The following is a 21,466-nucleotide window of genomic DNA, read 5'->3' as shown; positions in this document are numbered from 1 at the left end:
CGACCGTCAACGATGGAGCGGCGATGGCCACCGGGGTGATGGACCCCGAGCTGCGCTCCGCCATCGGCCGGATCGCCCGCGTTCCCCAGCTCCTGGTCGCCTGCGACTATGACGGCACACTGGCGCCGATCGTGGAGGACCCGAGCACAGCCGTCCCGCTGCCCGAGTCGGTAGCCGCGGTCCGCGCGCTCGCCGCGCTGCCACAGACCACAGTTGCGGTCGTCTCCGGCCGGGCGCTGCGTGACCTGGCCGCGCTGTCCCGGCTGCCCAGCGAGGTGCACCTCGTCGGCAGCCACGGCTCCGAGTTCGACATCGGCTTCGTCGAGCGGCTCTCCCCCGAGCTGGTCGCGGTGCGCCAGCGGGTCCGCAACGCGCTTCGCGAGATCGCCGCCGAGCACCAGGGCATCCGGCTGGAACGCAAACCGGCAAGCGTGGCCATGCACACCCGTGGGGTCGACCCGCAGGTCGCCGCCGCCGCCATCGAGGCGGTCCGCAACGGCCCGGCGACCTTCGACGGTGTCACAGTGACCCAGGGCAAGGAGGTCATCGAGCTCTCCGTCGTGGCCACCCACAAGGGCACCGCACTCGACCAGCTCCGGACCCAGCTCGCCGCCAGCGCGGTGCTGTTCATCGGCGACGACATCACCGACGAGAACGCGTTCGGTCACCTGCACGGTCCCGACCTCGGCATCAAGATCGGCCCCGGGGACACCCAGGCCAGCTACCGGGTGGCCGACCCGTTGGAGGCAGCCCGCGCGCTGGCGCTGCTGCTGGAGACCCGGCGGCACTGGCTGTTCGGCGAGCGGGCGGTGCCCATCGAGCGGCACTCCATGCTCGCCAACGGTCGTACCGTCGCTCTGCTCACCCCCGAAGCCAAGGTGAGCTGGCTCTGCCACCCCAAACCAGACTCGGCGGCGATCTTCGCCGACCTGGTGGGTGGCAGCCCGGCCGGTCACTTCAGCGTCGCCCCGGAACGCGGCGGCATCCCCCTGGGCCAGCGCTACCGCTCCGGCACGATGACAGTGGAGACCCGGTGGTCCGGGCTCACCGTCACCGACTGGCTGGACAAGCCGGCCCGGGAGACCACCCCGGGCGACAGCCCGGCGGTCATCACCGGCGACTCGACCCTGATCCGGGTGCTCACCGGCAGTGGCAAGGCCCGGGTGGAGTTCGCGCCGAGGCCCGAGTTCGGTCAGGTGGCCGTGCAGTTGCAGCCACTCGGCGACGGCCTGCTGGTGCTCGGCTCCAACGAACCGGTCGCGCTCTACGCCCCCGGCGTGGAGTGGGAGGTCGGCAACGACGGCGGGTACGAGACCGCCAAGGCGATCGTCGACCTGTCCGCCGCCGGCGGGCAGGTGGTGCTGGAACTGCGCTTCGGCACGCACAGCCTGGAACACCACCGGGTGCCGATCCACGAGCGGCAGGCCGCCGCCGAGCAGCCGTGGAAGGACTGGGTGGCCTCGCTGCGGTTGCCGTCCACCGCCCGCGACCTGGTCGCCCGCAGCGCGCTCACCCTGCGCGGGCTCTGTCACGAGGCCACCGGCTCGATCCTGGCCGCGGCGACCACCTCGCTCCCCGAGGAGCTGGGCGGGGTCCGCAACTGGGACTACCGCTACTGCTGGCTGCGCGACGCCGCGCTCACCGCCCGCGCACTTGTCGACCTGGGCTCCGTCGAGGAGGCCGAGGCGCTGCTGCGCTGGGTGGACGGCTGCATCGAGCGCACCGGCGGCCACCCGGAACGTCTGCACCCGCTCTACACCATCGACGGGTACGAGCTGGGCGCCGAAGCGGTGATCGACACGCTGCCCGGGTACGCCGGCTCCCGGCCGGTCCGGGTCGGCAACCTCGCCAACCACCAGCTCCAGCTCGACGTCTTCGGCCCGATCGCCGACCTGATCGCGGCCGTCGCCGACGCCCGCGGCTCGGTCCGCGAGGACGAGTGGCGGGTCCTGGAGAACATGGTCGAGGCGGTCCGCCGCCGGTGGCACGAGCCCGACCACGGCATCTGGGAGGCGCGGCTGCCACCACGGCACCACGTCTTCTCCAAGGTGATGTGCTGGATGACAGTCGACCGGGCGCTACACGTGATGCGCGAGCACGGCGGCGAGGACCGGCCCGAGTGGAAGGACCTGCGCGACCGGATCGGCGCCAACGTCCTGGAGCAGGGCTGGCACTCCGACGTCGAGGCGTACAGCGTCGCGTACGGGGACGAGGACATGGACGCCTCGTCACTCTGGATCGGGCTCTCCGGCCTGCTCCCGGGTGACGACCCGCGCTTCCTGTCCACAGTCCTGCGCATCGAGGCCGACCTGCGCAGCGGTCCGGTCGTCTACCGCTACCACTGGGACGACGGCCTGCCCGGCCGTGAGGGCGGCTTCCACATCTGCACGGCGTGGCTGATCGAGGCGTACCTGCGCACCGGCCGCCGCACCGACGCCGAGGAGCTGTTCGCACAGATGGTGCTCACCGCCGGTCCGACCGGGCTGCTCCCCGAGCAGTACGACCCGCTCGCCGAGCGCGGCCTGGGCAACCACCCGCAGGCGTACAGCCACCTCGGGTTGATCCGCTGCGCCCTGCTGCTGGACAACATGCTCAAGCAGTAGTTTTTCCGCACGTGAGACGGGGCCGGAGCGCATGCTCCGGCCCCGTCGTGTCGCCGCCGCGCCGACAGACGTCGGTCAGTCCGGGTACGGCAGGCTCGGTTGCCACCCGTACAGGCGGGCGCCGAGGTCGGTGGGCACCGTCCAGTGCGCGTACGGCAGCACCGCGCTGCTGCCGCTGTGGATCAGGCACAGCAGCGGGGCGTCGCCGGTGTGGTCGAGCGCGAGCTTCGGCTTACGGGCCGCGCCGACGCCGCCGAGGCCGAACAGGACAACCGGATCCCGGACCGGCAGCCCCTGTGCCTGCCGGCCGTCACGCCACCCTCGGTACGCCGCGTCCAGCCGCCAGGGCGCGAGGTCGGCGAGACCGCGGTACAGGTTCGCCACCCAGGTGGGGGTGAGTTCGGCGTCGGAGAGCCGGTACGGCACCCCGGCCAGCAACGCGTCGAGTTCCGGATCCGTCTCCACCCCGGCGTTGGTCAGCGCCTCGGGCAACGCGCCACGGCGGACGGCCGCGACCGCAGCGGAGGCCTGCTCGACCCGATCGACCTGCCAGCGAAGCCCTGCCGGGGTGTCCGCCTGTCGGCGGTCCCACAGCCAGCGGGCGCTGTCCCAGCGGTGCCGCTGGTTGGCCGGGATCAGGTCGTCGACGCCGATGACCAACTCGTCGCCCTCGACCCGTGCGGTGAGCCACCGGCCCCGCAGGTGCGGCCGCTGCTCGCCGTAGCCGGCCAGTGCGACCACTGCGGACCGCAGGTAGGCACCGGTGTTCCCGCGCGGGAAGTGCCAGCACAAAGCGGACCTGTCGATGGCGTCGAGGTCGGCGGCGGCCTCGTCGGACACCACGCCGATCCGGACCAGCGGCGATGCCGCGCTGGCCTGGCGATTGTCGAACTGGCGACGGTCCCGGCGCTGCCGTATCTCGGCCCGCTCGACCGACGGGCTGACCGAGTACGCCGCCTTCTTCCCAGCCCACCGCAGCACCTCCGCCCCGGCCTCCTGCGGGTCGCCGAAGAGCCGGAACGCCAGCAGCTCGTCCTCGTCGGAGCCGTCGTCCTCGGTCACCTGTAGCTCGTACACCAGGTCGCCGGGTGAGTCCAGGTCGTAGCCGGTGTGCGGGTCACGCCGGAACTCGTTGCCGACGAGCGAGTCGCCCGGCTGTTGGCGACAGCCCCGGACCACCGTGACCAGGACGGCCCAGGAGCCGTCCTGGTCCGTGCATCTCAGCGTGCGGACCGGAGCATCGCGCCATGGCGAGGGGAGGTCCTCGAAGGTGGTGGTGAGGCCGGGGCCTCCGCACCGCAGCGCGACGGGGGTGAGCAGGTCCGTCCGCCACGTCTCGTGAGGATCCTTCACGGTGAGCATGAGCGACATTGTGTCCACAGCCACCGACAACCAGTGCCCGTGCCGGATCAACCATCGGTGACGACGAGATGAGGCGGGCTAACGGAAACTGTCCAAGATCTACTCTGCCGGCCTGTCAGCGGTCGAGCGCGTTCACCACGTCTCCCACCACCACGACGGCGGGCGGCCGTAGGTCGGCGGCGAGCGCGTCGGCGGCCACCTCGCCCAGCGTGGACCGCAGCACCCGCTGGGTGCCCGTCGTGGCCTCCTGGACGACGGCGGCCGGCGTCTGCGGCGACCGGCCGTGGGCGATCAGGGTGGCGGTGATCGCGGCGAGGTTCTTGAGCCCCATCAGGATCACCAGAGTGCCGCGCAGACCGGCGAGGGCCTCCCAGCGCACCAGCGAGGCCGGCGAGTCGGGTGCCACGTGGCCGGAGACCACTGTGAACTCGTGCGCCACCCCCCGGTGGGTCACCGGAATCCCGGCCGCGGCCGGTGCGGCGATCGAGCTGGTCACCCCCGGCACGACGGTCACCGGTACGCCGGCCTCGGCGCACGCCAGCAACTCCTCGCCGCCCCGACCGAAGACGTACGGGTCGCCGCCCTTGAGCCGCACCACTGTCGCACCAGCCAGCGCCCGGTCGACCAGGATCTGGTTGATCTCCTCCTGCGCCCGGGACGGCCCATAGGGGATCTTCGAGGCGTCCACCAGCTCGACGTCGGGGCGCAGTTCGTCCAGGAGCAGGCCGGGCACCAGCCGGTCGGCGACCACCACGTCGGCCTCGGTGAGCAGCCGCCAACCCCGCACGGTGATCAATTCCGGGTCCCCCGGCCCCGCCCCGACCAGCGCCACCCGCCCGGTCGGCCGCCCACCGGCCGCACGGGCCGCTCCGGCGGCACCGGCAGCACCGGCAGCACCGGCGGCACCGGCAGCACCGGCAGCACCGGCAGCACCGGCAGCACCGGCAGCAGCATCGGGCCGGCTCTGCGCCGGTGCCAGGCGGACCGCCAGGAGGTCGCGGATCGCGTCGCGGACGGTCATCGCCCGGCGGGGGTCACCGCCGCCGAGCACCGCCACGGTGACCGGGCCGTGCCGGGTCACCGCCGGGGTCCAGGCGGTGGCGGCCGTCCGGTCGTCGGCCCGGACGCAGAAGATCCGCCGCTCGGCGGCGACGGCGCTCACCGAGGCGGCCGCTATCGGGTCGTCGATCGCCACCTGGACCAGCCACGCGCCGTCCAGGTCCTCGGGGGCGAACCGGCGCGGCACCCAGTGCAACCGCCCCGCGTCGACCCGGGCGCGCAGCGCCGGGGTCAGCTCCGGTGCCACAACCAGGACGTCCGCGCCCGCGTCAAGCAGCGCGGGCACCCGCCGGGTGGCGACCGCGCCGCCGCCCACCACGACCACCCGCCGCCCGTCGAGCCGCAAACCAAGGGGGTACGGATTGGAGGTCACGCCGCACCACCGGGGCGGACGGTTCGCTCGCTGTGCCTTGTCACTTCTCGGCCACCCCGGCGGAATCGAAGGTGGCCACCTCGTGCAACACCCGGACGGCGCCGGTGACCACGGGCAACGCCAGCAGCGCGCCGGTGCCCTCGCCGAGGCGCAGCCCCAGGTCGATCAGCGGGTCGAGGCCGAGGTGCCGCAGTGCCACGGTCGCACCCGGCTCGGCCGAACGGTGCCCGGCGACCATGGCGCAGACCGCGTCCGGGGCGAACGCGGCGGCGGCGAGCGCTGCGGAGACCGCGATCACGCCGTCCAGCAGCACCGGCGTACGACGGGCGGCGGCACCCAGGATCAGCCCGGCCAGCGCGGCGTGCTCCAGGCCGCCGACGGCGGCCAGCACACCCAGCGGATCGGTCGGGTCGGGCGCGTGCCGGGTCAGCGCGGCGCGTACCACGGCAACCTTGTGCGCGTAGGTCGGGTCGTCGATGCCGGTGCCCCGACCGGTGGCGTCGAGCGGGTCGGCACCGGTGAACGCGGCGATCAGCGCGGCGGCCGGGGTGGTGTTGCCGATGCCCATGTCGCCGGTGAGCAGGATGCGGGCTCCGGCGTCGATCAGCTCGTCGGCGATCCGGATGCCGGTCCGCACCGCCGCCAGCGCCTCGTCCCGGGTGAGCGCGGCGGTCACCGTGAAGTCGCGGGTGCCCCGGCGGACCGACGCGACAACCAGCCGGGGCAGGGCCGGATCGAGCACGGTCGGGCCGGGCCTAGTCGGATCGGGCGCAGCCGGGCCGGACACAGCCGGATCGGGCACGGAGTCGTCGGCCACCGGTCCGACGGGCAGCGGGTTGGCCACCCCGACGTCGACCACGGTGACCGACGCGCCGGCCTGCCGGGCGAACGCGTTGACCACCGCCCCGCCGGCCAGGAAGTTGCCGATCATCTGCCCGGTGACCTCCTGCGGCCAGGGGCTCACCCCCTGGGCGTGCACCCCGTGGTCACCCGCGAAGATCGCGACCGCGGCCGGCTCGGGCAGCGGTGGCGGGCAGGCCCCGGCCAGGCCGGCGAGGCGTACCGACAGCTCCTCCAGCGCGCCAAGCGAGCCCGCCGGCTTGGTCAGCCGGCTGTGCAGCTCACGGGCGGCGGCCATGGCCGCTTCGTCCGCCGGTCGGATCGCCGCGATCGTGGTCTCCAGCATCATGCCTCCATGGTCTCGCGCAGCACCTCGATGAACGCGTCTGTCGTGTTTCGGTCGCGTACCGCCACCCGCAGCCAGTCCGGGCCGAGGCCGGGGAACGTGTCGCCCCGGCGCACCGCCCAGCCGCGCTCGCGCAGGGCGGCCCGGACCGCTGTCGCGCCCGGCAGGTGCAGCAGGACGAACGCGCTTGCCGGACGGCCGACGACGCGTACACCGGGCAGGTCGGCGAGGCGGGCGACCAGGTGGTCGCGGTCGGCGGCGAGATCGGCGGCGATGGCGCGCTCGGCCCGGACGGCGACGTCGGTGGCGCAGGCCGACGCGGCGGCCAGCGCGGGCGTGGAGACGGCCCAGAGCGGCTGGACGGCGGCCAGCCGGGTCAGCAGGTCCGCGGCGCCGAGCAGGTAGCCGATCCGGAGGCCGGCCAGGCCCCACGTCTTGGTGAGGCTGCGCAGCACGAGCAGACCGGGCAGGTCGCGCCGTTGCGCCAGCGACTCCGGTTCGCCGGGGTGCCCGCTGGCGATTGTGGTGTCGGCGAACGCCTCGTCGACCACCAGCACCCGGCCGGGCCGGGCCAGCGCGGCCACCGTCTGGGCGGGGTGCAGCACCGAGGTCGGGTTCGTCGGGTTGCCGATCATCACCAGGTCGGCGTCGGCGGGCACCCGGGACGGGTCGAGCCGGAAATCGTCGGCGGCGTCCAGCAGCACCCGCTCGACCGGGTGGCCGGCGGCCCGCAGCGCCGCCTCCGGCTCGGTGAACTGGGGGTGCACCACCACCGGTCGGCGCACCCCGCGCAGCGCCTGTGCGATAAGCACGAACCCCTCCGCGGCGCCGGCGGTGAGCAGCACCTCGTTCGGGTGACGGCCGTGTCGGGCGGCGACCGCCGCCCGGGCCGGCGTCGGGTCCGGGTAGTGGGCCAGATCGGTCAGGGTCGCGGCGATCGGGTCGGCCAACCAGGGGGGAGCCGGTGCCTGCCGGACGTTGACGGCGAGATCGACAAGCCCGTCGCCGACCTCCGCGTCGCCGTGGTGCGCGAGGTCCGGCTCGACCCCGGCGGTGGCGACCATCCCACTCGGCTGATCAGACATGTCCGCGATCCTGCCGGGAAGGCGGCCGGTGGGACAGCCGATCTCGGCGTAAGCCGCGTCACCACTCGCCGGTTTAAGAGTTCTTCTCAGGTACGAATCGGAAATGTCATAACTTGGCAATGTGAGTAACCGACCCCTTGCTGCCGCTGGTCGACTCGTTCCGCTCCTCCGCGCCGGACTGATCGCCGGAATCGTGATCGCCGCCGCCGCGTACCCACTTGTCGCCCTCACCGGGCTCGGCGCGAAGGCCACCGCGCACGCCGTGGAGCAGAAAACCAGAGTGCTGACCACCGCCCTGCCCGCCGAGACCTCCTACGTCTACGCCCCGGACGGCAAGACCGTGCTGACCATGTTCTACGAGGAGTACCGGCAGTACACCAAGCTGTCGGACATGTCGCCGAACATCCAGCAGGCGATCGTCGCCGCCGAGGACTCCCGCTTCTACAAGCACCACGGCGTCGACCCGAAGGGCGTGGCCCGCGCCTTCGTGTCCAACGCCCGCTCCGGCGGCTCCCAGGGTGCGTCGACGCTGACCATGCAGTACGTCCGGATGGCCCTGCGGGACAGCGCGACCACGCCCAAGGAGGTCCAGGAAGCCACCCAGCAGACCAGCCTGCGCAAGGTCAAGGAAATGCGGATGGCGCTGGACCTGGAGAAGGAGCTGAGCAAGGAGCAGATCCTGGAGCGCTACCTCAACTCGGCGTACTTCGGGCACCGCGCGTACGGCATCTACGCGGCCAGCGAGATCTTCTTCTCCAAGACCCCGAAGGACCTCACCCCGGTCGAGGCCGCCACCCTCGCCGGGCTGGTCAAGTCCCCGTCCGAGTACGACCCGGCCGACTCCGACCAGAAGGAGGCCACCGGACGGCGGGACTACGTGCTGGACCGGATGAGCCAGCTCGGTTACCTCTCCCCCGACTCGGCCGTCGCCGCGAAGTCCGAGCCGATCCGGCTGAAGCTGACCACCCCGCCGCACGACTGCGCCGCGGTGGCGGAGAAGTACAACAGTTGGGGCTTCGCCTGCGACTACCTGAAGAACTGGTGGAGCGCGCAGCCCGCCTTCGGCGCGAACCCGCTGGAACGAATGGACAAGCTGCGCCGGGGCGGCTACCGGATCGTGCTCAGCCTCGACCCGAAGGTCCAGGCGGCGGCGGAGCAGAACGTCGGCAGCAAGGAGGCCACCGGCAGCCCGTTCGCCAACGGGATCGTGGTCTCCGAGCCGGGCACCGGCCGGGTGAAGGCGATGGCGGTGAACCGGACGTACTCGCTGGATCTCAGCGAGAACCCGCAGAGTTCCAACCCCGAGGCGGGGCCGAAGGTGAAGGCCAACTACCCGAACACGGTGGCGCCGCTGCTCGGCGGCGGTGAGCTGGCGGGCTATCAGGCCGGGTCGACGTTCAAGATGTTCCCGATGCTTGCCGCGCTGGACTCGGGGATGACGCTCTCCACCTCGTTCAACGCCCCCTACCGTTACAAGTCGTCCGTCTACGACGGTTGGGCGCCCTCCAACGCCAGCGCCGCCATGACCGGCCAGCAGACCATGTGGTCCGGCTTCGGCAAATCGGTGAACACGTACTTCGTGTGGCTGGAGGAGAAGGTCGGCGCGGACCGGGCGGTCCGGTTGGCCGAGCAGCTCGGACTGCGGTGGCGCACCGACGTCGACCGGGAACAGGCGTCCCCGACCAAGGTGAAGAAGTGGGGTGCGTTCACCCTGGGCGTCTCCGACGCCACCCCGCTGGAGATGGCGAACGCCTACGCCGCCATCGCCGCCGACGGGCGCTACTGCGAGGCGATCCCGGTACAGTCGATCATGAACCGGGACGGCACGCCCACCACGTACACCACTCCGGGCGGCATCCACCGCGAGGTAGCCAAGCCCCGTTGCCGGCAGGTGGTCAGCGCGGACGCCGCTCGGGCAGCCACCGACGCCGCCCGCTGCCCGACCGGAGACACCCCGGCGCGCGGAAGCTGCGGCGGCTGGTCCACCGCCGACAGCGTGCGGGGCACTGTCGGACGCCCGGTGGCCGGCAAGACCGGTACCACCGACAGCACCCGGTCCGCCTGGTTCGTCGGCTACACCCCGGAGCTGGCCGCGGCGAGCTTCATCTCCGACCCGGACAACCCGTTCAACGCCGTCGGTGACGGGCAGTCCCAGATCCCGATCAAGGCGGTTGCGGAGACCCTCCGCGACGGCCTGAAGGGCACACCGACCCGCCAGTTCACCCCACCATCGGACGCGATCGTCGGCTGACCAGGCGACGGCGGCGCACCGCCGCCCGAGCGATCAGGCCGGCACCCCGCCGCCCGAGCGATCAGGCCGGCACCCCGCCGCCCGAGCGATCAGGCCGGCACCCCGCCGGACTCGGCGGGTACCACCTCGGCCGTCGGGTCGGCCGCCGCCGCGGCGACCAACCGGGCGGCCGTGGCCGGATGACCGGCCCAGTGCAGGGTGAGCTGCGAGGCGTGCACGTTGCGCCAGACGAAGCCCTCCGGCGTGCCACCCTCCCAGCTCCACGCGGGGCGCTGACCAGCGCGGGGGGTGAGCACCGCACGGTGCGCCTTGTGGCCGACCAGCACCGTGCCGTGGGCGGCGACCACGCTGTCGGTCTGGGCGGTAGCCTCCCGGTAGCCGGCCACCAGGCCGTCCCGACTGACACCTACCGCGTCGAGGACCCCGCACATCGGCAGCCCGTCCAACTCGCGGGCCAACCAGAGCAACCCGGCGCCCTCGGCGATCACCGGACGCCCGGTCCGCGCCAACTCGGCCACCGCGATGCAGAGCCGCCGGTTGGCGGACAACTGCTCGGCGTACGCCTCGGGCAACGCGCCCCCGACGACAAGGGCGCGGGTACCGACCGGAAGCGCCTCGTCGCGCAGCGGATCGACGGTGACGACCTCGGCGCCGGCGGCCCGCAGCAGCTCGGCGGTCTCCGGGTGGCTGAAGCTGCCGCCCGGCCCACCGGCAAGTGCCACAAGCGGGCGGTCCGCCGGGGCGGTGAACCCGCCGAGGACCTCCTCGGCAGACCAGGCCGGCGCCGGCAGCGGCGGGGCCGAGCGGGCCAGCCCGAGCAGCCGTTCCAGATCGACAGTGGCGGCGACGGCCTCGCCCAACCGGCGAACCGCTCGGACGGCGTCGGCCGACCCGTCGACCACCGGCGCCACCCCGTGCCGCCGCGACGGCAGCACCGCCGGCAGGTCGTGCCGGCGCAGCGCACCGTAGACCGGCACGCCCACGTCGTCCAACGCCTCGCGCAGCATGCCCTCGTGCCGGGAGGAGGCCACCCGGTTGAGGATCACCCCGCCGAGCCACAACTGCTCGTCGTACGAGCGGAAACCGTGCACCAGGGCCGCCACCGACTGACCCATCGCGGCCACGTCGACGACGAGCACCACCGGGCTGCGCAGAGCGGCGGCCGCGGCGGCGGTGGACTCCTGCTCGGGGCGGCCACCGACCGAGTCGTACAGGCCCATGCTGCCCTGCACCACGGCGAGCCCGGCACCGGCCGCGCCGTGCGCCACAAGCGGGGCGAGCCGGTCGGTGCCGACCAGCCGGGGATCGATCACCCGACCTGGCCGGCCGGCGGCCAGACCGAGGTACGCGGCGTCGACGTGGTCCGGCCCGAGCTTGAACCCGGCGACGTCGACCCCGCGCTCGGCAAGGGCGGCGAGCAGCCCGATCGCCAGCGCGTTCTTACCGTGCCCGGAGGACGGCGCGCTGAGCACCAGGCGCGGCACGACGGTCATCATCGACTCCTCGCGAGCGGCGGCGGGTACGCGACGGGGACGACCGCGGCCGATCCGTCGGCGTGACGATACCCGCCCGCCGCGAGACGCGAGCACCGCCAACCGGGGCCGGCGGCACGCTCCCGGCCCGGTCCCGGCCCGGTCCAGGTCAGTGGCGCCGGTCATACGGGTAGCCTCGTGCTGTGTACCGGTTCCTGCTGAGCCCACGCTGGCTGGGCGCTCTCGCGCTGACCCTGGTCGCCGCCGCCGTGATGGTGTTCCTCGGCAACTGGCAGTTGGACCGCTACCGGGGGCGTACCGAGGTCAACGAGCGGATCGACGCGGGCCAGCGGATGGCCGCGGCGCCGCTGGCCGAGGCCCTGCGTGCCCCCACCGGCGGCGCGGGGACGGTCGGCCCCGCCCCGGCCGAGGAGAAGGTCTGGACCCGGGTCACCGTCACCGGCCGGTACGACCCGACGAACATCGTGCTGGTCCGTGGCCGGACGGTGGACAGCCGGGTCGGCTTCGAGGTGCTCACCCCGCTGGTGCTCGCGGACGGCACCGCGCTGCTCGTGGATCGGGGTTGGATCCCGCCGGCGCCCGGTGGGGCGACCGCCCAGCCGTCGGTGCCCGCCGTGCCGACCGGCGACGTGACGGTGGTCGGCCGGGTGCACGAGACCGAGTCCGGCGCGGGCGCGGTGGCGCGACGCGACGGACGACTGGAGATCCGGCGGATCGGCGTGTCGCGACTCGCCGGCGAGCTGCCCTACCCCGTCTACGGCGCCTACCTGCTGCTCGACGAGCAGACCCCGGCGGCCGACCCGGTGTTCAAGGCGGTGCCCGTCGGGCACGCCAACAACTGGCAGAACTTCGGCTACGTCGTGCAGTGGTGGCTCTTCGCGGTGATGTCCCTGTTCGGTTACGGCTGGGTGGCGCGCCGGGAGGCCCGCCGCGCCGCCGGGATCGGCGTCACCGCGGCCCCACTGGACCGGGCCGCCGAGCCGACGCCGAGCGCGACCGCCTGACCTCGCCCCGTCAGCCGCTCACGCGGCCGGCGTGGATGGCGCGGACCGCGTCGATGGTGTCCGCCTCGGCGGCGGACTTGTCGTCGCGATAGCGCACCACCCGGGCGAACCGCAGCGCCATCCCCCCGGGATAGCGCGAACTGGTCTGCACCCCGTCGAAGGCGATCTCCACCACCTGCTCGGGGCGAACCCGCACCACCCAGTCGCCGCGCTCCACGGCGAGGTCGAGGAAGCGCTCGGTCTGCCAGCGCAGCACCTCGTCGGTGAGCCCCTTGAACGTCTTGCCGAGCATGACGAAACCACCCGTGTGCGGGTCACGCGCACCCAGGTGCAGGTTGGACAGCCAGCCCTTACGCCGACCACTGCCCCACTCGACGGCGAGCACCACCAGGTCGAGGGTGTGCCGGGGCTTGACCTTGACCCAGGCGGCACCACGGCGACCGGCGTCGTAGGGGGCGTCCGGTGCCTTGACCACCACGCCCTCCTGCCCGGCGTCGAGCGCGGCGGCGAACGCGGCGGCGGCCTGCTCCGGGCCGTCGACCTCCATCCGCCCGACCAGCAGCGACGAATCCACCGAACCGGCGAGGGCGGCCCACCGCTCCCGGCCGGGCAGGTCGATCAGATCCTGACCGTCGAGGTGCAGCAGGTCGAAGAAGTACGGGGTGAGCACCGTCGCGCCCGTGCTGGCGGCCGCCGCGAGCACCGCCGGGGCGACCGGGGTGCGCCCGGTGGTGCTCGGGGTGGTGCGTCGGGCGGCCCGGCTCGACGTCTGCTGGAACGGCAGTGGTCGCCCCGTCTCGTCGAGGCCGATCGCCTCGCCGTCGAGCACCAACTCCCGCCCCGGCAGGGCCCGGACCGCGGCGACCACCTCGGGCACCCGGCCGGTGATCTCGTCGAGGCTGCGGGTGAAGACGGCGATGTCCGCGCCGGAGCGGTGCACCTGGATGCGGATGCCGTCGAGCTTCACGTCGACCACCGCCGGCGTGCCCGTCGCGGCGAGCGCCTCGTCGACCGAGGGCGCGCTCTGCGCGAGCATCGGCGCCAACGGTCGGCCGACCCGCAGGCCGAAACCGGCCAGCTCGGCGGCCCCTCCGGCCAGCGCGGCCACCGCCACGGCGCGCAGGTCACCGGCGAGCAGCAGTGCCCGGCGGACCGCCGCCACCGGCACGTCGGCAGCCCGCGCCACCGCGTCGGCGAGAAGACCGGCCTGGGCGCCCTGCCGCAGCTCACCGCTGAACAGACCGGTGAGCAGACGCTGCTCGTCGGCCGTCGCCGCCGCGTAGAGGGCACCGAGCAGCGCCCGACGTCGGGCCTGCGAACCCGCGCCGTGCACGGCGGCGATCTGCTCGACTGCGGCGTCGACGGCGGCCACCGTCAGCGTCGGCTCGACGGCCGGTGGCGGCAGGTCACGAAGGCTCGCATAGCCCACCCCGGTCTGCCGTTGGCGCAGCTCACCCGCGAGGTAGCCGGCGCCGGGCTCGACCTCGGGCGGGTCGAGCCGGCGCAACGCGTCAGCGAGCAGCTCCACCTTGGCGCGCCGGCCGCTCGTGGCGCCGACGGCCGCGGACGTCGCTGCCAGGTCGAGGAACCGCACGCCGCCCATCCTGCCAGTCACCTCCGACACCGCCCGGGCATTGCCGTGCCCGGGCGGTGTCGGCAGGGTGCCGCCCGCTCACGCGGACGACGGATCAGGGCTGTCTTCTGAGGGCGGGTCGAGCCGAGGCGGAGCCCGGCGGCGATCCGGCAGGGCAACCCCGCCGGCCGTCCGGGCCCGCCGCAGGCCGGCCAGCCCTCAGGAGACAGGCCCCTAGGCGGAGACGGGCTCCTCGATGCGCAACCCCCGCGCGCGGACCTCGCCGGCGACCCGGGAGAGCACCGAGTCGAGGGCGACCAGAGCGGCGGAGAGCTCACCGAGCTGTTCGTTGAGCGTGTCCTCAGACCACGCGGAGACGTCGACATCTCCCAGTGCGCTGACAGCGGCCCCCAACCGGGCCATCACCTCGTTCGTACTCATGTACGAAAGGCTATAACAGCTGACCATCCGACACGCCGTAAACTCCCAGATCAGGCCCAAAATCGCCGTTCCGTGACCTAACTGCCGGCAGCGGCCACCTTGCCCAGCAGCAGCGCCTCGGCGAGACACACCTTGGCGAACTCCCCCAGGTGCAGGCTCTCGTTCGGGCCGTGCGCCCGGGCGTGCGGGTCCTCCACGCCGGTCACCAGGATCGCCGCCTTCGGGAACATCTCCTGAAAGGTGGCGATGAACGGGATCGAACCTCCGACGCCGATGTCCACCGGGTCCGTACCGTCCCAGGCGGCCCGGAAGGCCGAACGGGCGGCGTCGAACATCGGCCCGGACGCGTCGATCACACACGGGTCGCCGTCGTGCTCGAAACTGACAGTCACCTGGGCGCCCCACGGGGCGTGCTGCTCCAGGTGCGCGCGCACCGCCGCGTACGCCCGCTTGGGGTCGTCGCCCGGGGCGAGCCGGATGCTGAGCTTCGCCTTCGCGGCCGGCACCAGGGCGTTCGGTGCCTCGCCGGTGGCCGGGGCGTCGATGCCGAGCACCGCAAGCGCCGGCTTGGTCCAGAGGCGGTCGGTGATCCGGCCGGTGCCGATGAACTGCACACCCTCGGCCAATCCGGCCTCGGCCCGGACCCGGTCCTCCGGATAGTCGACGGTGGCGCCCTCCCGGCCGACCAGCCCGGCCACCGCCACGTCGCCGGCGTCGTCGTGCAGCGTCGCCAGCAACCGGACCAGCGCGGTGAGCGCGTCCGGCACCGCGCCACCGAACATGCCGCTGTGCACCGCGTGGTCGAGCGTGCGCACCTCGACGAAGCAGTTGACGATGCCGCGCAGCGAGGTGGTCAACGCCGGTACGCCGATGTCCCAGTTGCCGGAGTCGGCGATCACGATGACGTCCGAGGCGATCTCGTCACGGTGCTCGGCGAGCAGCCGCTCAAGCGAGTCGGAGCCGTACTCCTCCTCGCCCTCGACGAAGAGCACCACACCCACCGGCAGCGCGTCCCCGTACGCCCGCAGCGCTGCGATGTGCGCCATGATGCCCGCCTTGTCGTCGGCCGCACCCCGGGCGTAGAGCCGGCCGTCCCGTTCCACCGGCTCGAACGGGTCGGACTCCCACAGCGACCGGTCGCCGACCGGCTGGACGTCATGGTGGGCGTAGAGCAGCACGGTGGGCGCACCGGGCGGGGCGGCCCGACGGCCGATCACCGCCGGCTGACCGCCGGAACGCACGATGTCGACGTCCAGCCCACAGTCGCGCAGCAACTCGGCGACCGCCTCGGCGGAGCGTTCCACGTGCGAGTGGTCGAAGCCGTCGAAGGCGATGCCGGGGATGCGGACGAGGCGTTCCAGGTCGGCCCGGACGCCGGGCATCTCCCGCTCGACGGCGGCCCGCACCTCGGACTCGGACATGATCGGTGAGGTCATGACCGGAATCGTATGCCGGCCTTACCGGGGCGTGCCGGCGGAGCCCGTACCGTCACCGCCGTCCGCCGGGGCGGCACCCGGGGCGGCCCGACCGGCGCGCTGCGCGCGGCCCGCCGCCTCGGTGGCGGCATCCACCCACGAGCGGGCCCGACCGGCGGTGCCGCCGACCCACTCGCCGACGTCACTCGCGCCGTCGCCGAACCGGCGCAGCAACCCGACAAGCGGGTCGGTGGAGCGGCTGAACTCCTCCCGGTACGAGTCGGCAGCCGCCTTGATCTCCTCGGAGACGCTTGCCGAGCTGTCGTCGTCACGGCGCGGATAGTCCCCGGCCAGCACCCGCCCGTAGGCCCCGGAGTCGATCCACTGGCGCAGTTGCGCGGCTCGCGCCACCGGCGCGGGATGGGTGCTCCACGCCGTCATCCGGATCTTGTGCAGGCTGTCGCGCAGGTCCCCGCCCCCGGCGTACTCGGCGGCCTGCTCCAGGAACGCGGTGGTGTCGATCTGGGACAGGTCACCGCCGCCGGCGAGCTTCATCAGCAGCCGCAGCGCGGCGGCCGGGTCCTGCCCGGCGAGCAGACCGGCCCGATCGGCGGACAGCTCCGCCTTGCGCCACCACTCGAGCATCGCCGCGATGATCGCCCGCAGCGCGATCGCTCCCACCGGCAACCAGCTCAGGTTGGCCGCCCACCGGGTGAGGATCATGAGCATGGTCTTGTAGACGGCGTGCCCGCTGCCCACGTGCCCCAACTCGTGGCCGAGCAGGCAGCGCAGTTCGTCCTCGTCGAGTTGCTGCACACACGCGGAGTTCAGCACGATGAACGGCCGCTCCAGGCCGACCGCCTCGGCACCCAGCCAGGGCGACTGGGTCACGTACAGCTCGGGCAGCTCCGCCATGTCGAGCACCGCCGCCGCCTCGGTGTAGCGCTGCCACACGGCCGGGTACTGCCGGTGGTCGACCCGGATCCCCGAGGCCAGCACGGACAGCCGGAACCCGCGCTCGTTCCACATGCCGAAAAACGACCGCACCACGTCGTCGAACCCGCGCAGCTCCCGCAACGCGACAAGGGCACCCCGGTCGGCCGGGTGCTCCCAGGCCCGGGAGCTGATCCCGGTGAGCGTGATCCGACGCCGCGCGGGCGGGTCCGTTGCCGACATGATGAGTCCCCCGTTCGCCGCACCCTGAGCGCTCTCGCGTCGTGCCGATCGCCGCGGGCCGTGCTCGCCTCGTCGCGGCCGTCTCGCGTCGTCGCGGCCTTCTCGCATCGTGCCGTAGCCGACGACGGCCGTCCACTGCCCGCTCAGCGGATGCGCACGTAGTACCGGTCCGCGTCGTACGGCAGCGTTGGCGCGCCATCCACCAGCAGGTCCACGCGGGCGGCCGTGTCGTCGGCGGCGAAGTGCGCCCGCTCCCCGGCATGCCAGCGGCGCAGCTCGGGCAGGATCTCCGGCCCGTCCCGAGCGACCGCGCGGGCCAGCCGCAGCGACGCGGGCGCGGTGACGAACACCGCAAGCGTCAACTCCGGGCGGACCGCCGCGCGGGCGGCGCTGACCCCCTCCACCACCAGCACCGGTGCCACCGGCACCAGCACCGGCCGGGCCAGGAAGCGCTGCCGCACCCAGCTGTAGCGCCGGTAGGCACCCGATTTGCCTTCGCGCAGCGGGGCGAGCACCCCCTCGTCGAGCCGGGGCCAGAAGGTGACCTGGTCGTCCCAACCGTCGAGGAGGTCGTCGGTGTGCACCACGGGCGGGCGGTCACCGCCGAGCAGCGCCGCCAGGGCATCCGCGAGGTGCGCGGCAAACCGGCTCTTGCCCGCGCCGCTCGGCCCGTCGACCGCGACCAGCCGGGTCCGCCCCAACCGCGCCGGGCCCGCGAGCACCCGACGAGCCAGTTCGGCGTACGCCTCGACAACCACCACGCCCAGCCCGCCAGCCCGACGGCCACCCACCTCCCCAACCTCGCCGACCCGGTCGGTGTCCCCGATCAAGCCGGCCCGGTCGGCAGGCCCGGCCTCGTCGGTCGGGGGTCCGGGGAGGTACCGGGCGTCGCGGCCCGGCACCGGGCGGCCGGTGTCGGGACTCAGCAGAGCCTCCCCTGGTGCATGACCGAAGTATGCCGCCGTGACACAGTCCAAGGATGATCGACTCCAGTTCATTGATGTCGCGGTGTCCCGCTATCGGGACACCGCGACATCCCTAAAGCCGAGTGGATCAAGCTGCGGCAGTGGTCGGCGACGTCCGTGCTGACACGTCCGGCTGAGCACCCTGGCCGGGTGCCGTCACGTCCGGGGGAATTGGGGCGGCGACGGGTGACGGGCGGCCCGTTCGCCGCCCGGGGCGCCACCAAATCGGCATGATCGGGTGGTGCTCCGAGACGTGATGAGCCCCGGCATCGACGCCCTACTCGAACAGGCCCGCGCCGGGCTGCACCGACTGACTCCGCAGCAGACCGTCGAGGCGGTCCGCGGCGGTGCGCTGCTGGTCGACACCCGCACCGATCTGCAGCGCCGTGAACAGGGCGACCTGCCGGGCGCGGTCGTCATCGACCGGACCGTGCTGGAATGGCGGCTCGATCCGGCCAGCGCCTGGCGGATCCCGGAAGCCACCGGATACGACCGGGAGATCGTGCTGGTGTGCCGGCAGGGCTACAGCTCCAGCCTCGCCGCCGCCAGCCTGCAGACCCTCGGTCTACGCCGGGCGACCGACATGATCGGCGGTGTGGACGCCTGGCTCGCCGCCGGCCTCCCGACAACCGACCGCCCCGCCGACATCCGCCCCTGAATCCCACCGCCTCGCCGGCTCGCCACCGACCCGGTTCAAGATCGCGCTCGATCCAGGAACGGGCCCCTCCCATCGTCCACGAGGGACGGTGGGAGGGTCAGGACGGCGGGGAGCCGGGGGGAATGAAGGGCAGGCCGACGGGTGGGCCGGCTTCGATGAGCCGCCAGAGGGCAGTGGTGTCCAGGTGCTCCTCGACCAGGTCGCCGAGCAGGTCGAGGGAACGCTCCCGGGCGGCGGCGAAACTCGTCGTCGGCGCGACCCGGAACCCGCTGCGCCCGGCCAGGCGAGCCGCCTCGGTGAGGAACCACCGGCGGAACCCGTCGGACTCGAACGCCCCGTGCCAGTGCGTGCCGTGCACCGCGCCGAGCACGGCTCCCTCGCCGACACCGTCGTCGCCGGTCAGCAACGGGGCCAGGGTGGGGTCGGTGTGCGAGACGTACCCGTGGTGGATCTCGTAGCCGCGCACCGCGACGTCGCCGTGGGCGGTGCCCGCCGACTGCCGGACGGTCTTGCGGGGATCGAAGGTGATCTCGATGGGCAGCAGGCCGAGCCCCGGTACGCTGCCCCGTCGGCTCTCCACCGTGTCGTGGATGGCGCGGCCGAGCATCTGGAAACCGCCGCAGAGGCCGAGCAGTGGCTTACCGGCCGCCACGTGGGTGGTCACCGCGTCGGCGAGGCCCGTCTCGCGCAGCCAGGCCAGGTCGGCGACGGTGGACTTGGAGCCGGGCAGGACGACCAGGTCGGCGGCGGCCAACTCGGCCGGCTCGATGGTGAGACGTACGCGAACGCCCGGCTCGGTGGCGAGCGCCTCCACGTCGGTGGCGTTGCTGATCCGGGGTAGGCGGACGACCGCCACGTCCAACCATTCGGTGCCGTGCGGGGCCGCGGGGCGGCCGAGCACCCGGCCGTAGGCGAGGGAGTCCTCCGCGTCGAGCCACAGGTCCAGTGCCCAGGGCAGCACCCCGTACGTGGGGCGGCCCGTGACGTGACGCAGCATGTCCAACCCCGGCTGGAGCAGCCCAAGGTCACCCCGGAACTTGTTGATCACGAAGCCGGCGACAAGCGCCTGGTCGGCCGGGTCCAGGAGGGCCACGGTGCCGAACATCGAGGCGAAGACGCCGCCACGGTCGATGTCGCCGACCACGATGGTGGGCAGGTTGGCGTGCCGGGCCAGCCCCATGTTGACGTAGTCACCGGCCCGTAGGTTGATCTCCGCGGGACTGCCTGCGCCCTCGCAGATCACCACGTCGTACGCGTCGCGCAGCTCGGCGAGTGCCGCGTACGCGGTTTCGGCGAGCCGGGGGCGCAGGTGCCGGAACGTGCCCGCGGTGATCGTGTCGACCGCCTCGCCGAGCAGGACCACCTGACTGGCCAGGTCGCTGCCCGGCTTGAGCAGGACCGGGTTGAACCGCAGGTCGGGTGCGAGGCCACAGGCGGCGGCCTGCATGGCCTGGGCCCGTCCGATCTCGCCGCCGCGCCCGTCCGGCCCGACGACCACCGCCGAGTTGTTCGACATGTTCTGTGCCTTGTACGGCGCCACCTTCACGCCCTGGCGGTGCAGCCAGCGGCAGATGCCGGCGGTGAGCACGCTCTTGCCGGCGTCGGAGGTCGTGCCGGCGACCAGCAGCCCGCCGCTCATTGCCCGCTCGCCTGTCGCGCTCCGCCAGCTCGCAGCCCGCGCCCACCGACACCGACACCGACACCGACACCGACCAGCCTGCGCCCGCCGCCCGCGTCGACGGGACCGAGCCCGCCGACCAGGGCGCCCAACCCTCGCCCTCCGGTCACCGCGGACAGCCCACGCCGACCCACGGCACCGACCAGGCGGCCGAAGGTCACCGGGTAGGCGGCGGCCAGCCCGACCGCGGCCAGCCCGACCGCGCCGGAGATCCGGGCGGCCCGCTTGAGGTGGCGCGCCTCCGGGCGAGGGCCGTCACCGAGGAACGGCCGCACCTCGGAGCGCCCGAAGTAGACGTTGCGCCCGCCGAGGCGGACGCCGAGCGCGCCAGCCATCGCCGCCTCGCACTGGCCGGCGTTGGGGCTCGGGTGGTCGTTGCGGTCACGCCGCCACACCCGCCAGGCCTGTTGCCGATCCCCGTACGCGACCGGCGCGACGGCGATGGTGAGCAGCCCGGTCACCCTCGACGGCACCAGGTTGAGGAGGTCATCCAACCGCGCGGCCGGTGTGCCGAACCGGGCGTAGCGCGCCGACCGGTGCCCGACCATCGCGTCGAGGGTGTTCGCCGCCCGGTAGCCCAGCAGGCCGGGCAGGCCGGCGACCGCACCCCAGAGCAGCGGGGCGACGACCGCATCGGAGGTGTTCTCGGCGACCGACTCGACGGTGGCGCGGGCCAACTCCGACTCGCCCAACGTCGACGGGTCCCGCCCGCAGAGGTGGCCGAGGCGGCGCCGGGCAGCGGGCAGGTCACCGGCACGCAGCGTCCGACCCATGGCGGTGGCCTCGTGGCGCAGCGTGCGACCACCCAGCACGGTCCACGTGCCGGCGGCCACCAGCACCGCCCGGGTCACCGGCCGGTGCCGGGTAGCCGCGGCGGCGACCGCCCCGAGCAGCACCGGCGCACCCACGGCCAGCGTGGTGAACGCCGCGCCCGCCGTCCGGTCCGGGCGGTAGAGGCGGCGCTCCAGCGCACCCGCGGCCTGCCCGAAGCCGGCCACCGGGTGCCACCGGCGCGGATCACCGAGCAGCCTGTCCAGCGCGTAGCCGGCCAGCAGCCCCACCGCGTTCGCCACCGGCGCGGTCCCTCGCACGTGCACCACCTCCAGGCCGGCCAGCCTAGACGAGCGTCCCGGAACCCAGCCCG

Annotated in this window: 16 protein-coding genes; 4 read left to right on the top strand and 12 right to left on the bottom strand. The window is 73.6% G+C overall.

Annotated elements, in window-relative coordinates:
• Positions 1-23: 23 nt before the first annotated feature.
• The gene (otsB, locus tag AB0F61_RS22920; RefSeq protein WP_357812993.1) at positions 24-2,603 is read left to right on the top strand and encodes a trehalose-phosphatase; all 2,580 of its coding nucleotides are present in this window, start codon (positions 24-26) and stop codon (positions 2,601-2,603) included.
• 75 nt (positions 2,604-2,678) lie between these two features.
• Here otsB and AB0F61_RS22915 read toward each other — a convergent pair whose 3' ends face one another.
• The 4 genes from AB0F61_RS22915 to cobC all read right to left on the bottom strand — a co-directional run bounded on the left by AB0F61_RS22915 (position 2,679) and on the right by cobC (position 7,668).
• Positions 2,679-3,965: a hypothetical protein gene (locus AB0F61_RS22915; protein ID WP_357812847.1), complete on the bottom strand. Its 1,287-nt coding sequence runs from the start codon at positions 3,963-3,965 to the stop codon at positions 2,679-2,681.
• 115 nt (positions 3,966-4,080) lie between these two features.
• Entirely contained in the window at positions 4,081-5,397 is a 1,317-nt protein-coding gene (gene cobA / locus AB0F61_RS22910) for a uroporphyrinogen-III C-methyltransferase (protein ID WP_357812845.1), read from the bottom strand.
• A gap of 40 nt (positions 5,398-5,437) precedes the next feature.
• A complete protein-coding gene (locus AB0F61_RS22905) occupies positions 5,438-6,583 on the bottom strand; it encodes a nicotinate-nucleotide--dimethylbenzimidazole phosphoribosyltransferase (protein ID WP_357812990.1) in 1,146 nt (381 codons plus the stop codon).
• Positions 6,583-7,668: an Rv2231c family pyridoxal phosphate-dependent protein CobC gene (gene cobC / locus AB0F61_RS22900; protein WP_357812843.1), complete on the bottom strand. Its 1,086-nt coding sequence runs from the start codon at positions 7,666-7,668 to the stop codon at positions 6,583-6,585. The genes AB0F61_RS22905 and cobC overlap by 1 nt, the downstream gene beginning before the upstream one ends.
• Before the next feature lie 121 nt (positions 7,669-7,789).
• On the opposite strand from cobC, the gene AB0F61_RS22895 reads away from it, so the two are divergent.
• Positions 7,790-9,919: a transglycosylase domain-containing protein gene (locus tag AB0F61_RS22895; RefSeq protein WP_357812840.1), complete on the top strand. Its 2,130-nt coding sequence runs from the start codon at positions 7,790-7,792 to the stop codon at positions 9,917-9,919.
• 89 nt (positions 9,920-10,008) lie between these two features.
• Here the strand turns inward: AB0F61_RS22895 and AB0F61_RS22890 are convergent, their stop codons facing one another.
• Positions 10,009-11,412, bottom strand: a complete 1,404-nt coding sequence (locus AB0F61_RS22890; protein ID WP_357812837.1) for a cobyrinate a,c-diamide synthase — start codon at positions 11,410-11,412, stop codon at positions 10,009-10,011.
• Between the two features lie 182 nt (positions 11,413-11,594).
• On the opposite strand from AB0F61_RS22890, the gene AB0F61_RS22885 reads away from it, so the two are divergent.
• Entirely contained in the window at positions 11,595-12,416 is an 822-nt protein-coding gene (locus AB0F61_RS22885) for an SURF1 family protein (protein ID WP_357812834.1), read from the top strand.
• A 10-nt stretch (positions 12,417-12,426) separates the two neighbouring features.
• On the opposite strand, the gene AB0F61_RS22880 is transcribed toward AB0F61_RS22885, so the two are convergent.
• From AB0F61_RS22880 to AB0F61_RS22860, 5 genes are all read right to left on the bottom strand, one after another.
• Positions 12,427-14,019, bottom strand: a complete 1,593-nt coding sequence (locus AB0F61_RS22880; protein ID WP_357812988.1) for an ATP-dependent DNA ligase — start codon at positions 14,017-14,019, stop codon at positions 12,427-12,429.
• A 204-nt stretch (positions 14,020-14,223) separates the two neighbouring features.
• Positions 14,224-14,430, bottom strand: a complete 207-nt coding sequence (locus AB0F61_RS22875) for a hypothetical protein (RefSeq protein WP_030333429.1) — start codon at positions 14,428-14,430, stop codon at positions 14,224-14,226.
• A 77-nt stretch (positions 14,431-14,507) separates the two neighbouring features.
• Positions 14,508-15,851, bottom strand: coding sequence for a dipeptidase (locus tag AB0F61_RS22870; RefSeq protein ID WP_357812985.1), 1,344 nt, complete (start codon positions 15,849-15,851; stop codon positions 14,508-14,510).
• Positions 15,852-15,887: 36 nt separating this feature from the next.
• The gene (locus tag AB0F61_RS22865; RefSeq protein ID WP_357812832.1) at positions 15,888-17,021 is read right to left on the bottom strand and encodes a M48 family metallopeptidase; all 1,134 of its coding nucleotides are present in this window, start codon (positions 17,019-17,021) and stop codon (positions 15,888-15,890) included.
• Between the two features lie 143 nt (positions 17,022-17,164).
• A complete protein-coding gene (locus AB0F61_RS22860; RefSeq protein WP_357812983.1) occupies positions 17,165-17,848 on the bottom strand; it encodes a hypothetical protein in 684 nt (227 codons plus the stop codon).
• A gap of 394 nt (positions 17,849-18,242) precedes the next feature.
• On the opposite strand from AB0F61_RS22860, the gene AB0F61_RS22855 reads away from it, so the two are divergent.
• The gene (locus tag AB0F61_RS22855) at positions 18,243-18,644 is read left to right on the top strand and encodes a rhodanese-like domain-containing protein (RefSeq protein ID WP_088949799.1); all 402 of its coding nucleotides are present in this window, start codon (positions 18,243-18,245) and stop codon (positions 18,642-18,644) included.
• Positions 18,645-18,741: 97 nt separating this feature from the next.
• On the opposite strand, the gene AB0F61_RS22850 is transcribed toward AB0F61_RS22855, so the two are convergent.
• Both AB0F61_RS22850 and AB0F61_RS22845 read right to left on the bottom strand, forming a co-directional pair.
• Positions 18,742-20,283 (bottom strand): cobyric acid synthase, encoded by a 1,542-nt coding sequence (locus AB0F61_RS22850; protein ID WP_357812830.1) that lies wholly within the window; start codon positions 20,281-20,283, stop codon positions 18,742-18,744.
• Positions 20,280-21,395, bottom strand: coding sequence for a cobalamin biosynthesis protein (locus AB0F61_RS22845; RefSeq protein WP_357812980.1), 1,116 nt, complete (start codon positions 21,393-21,395; stop codon positions 20,280-20,282). Before AB0F61_RS22845 ends, AB0F61_RS22850 begins: the two co-directional genes overlap by 4 nt.
• Positions 21,396-21,466 lie beyond the last annotated feature (71 nt).

It is taken from the genome of Micromonospora sp. NPDC023888 (genome assembly GCF_040639415.1).
Taxonomy (GTDB): domain Bacteria; phylum Actinomycetota; class Actinomycetes; order Mycobacteriales; family Micromonosporaceae; genus Micromonospora.
The sequence above is the reverse complement of the archived record's forward strand: the minus strand, read 5'-3'. Positions and strand labels throughout refer to the sequence as shown.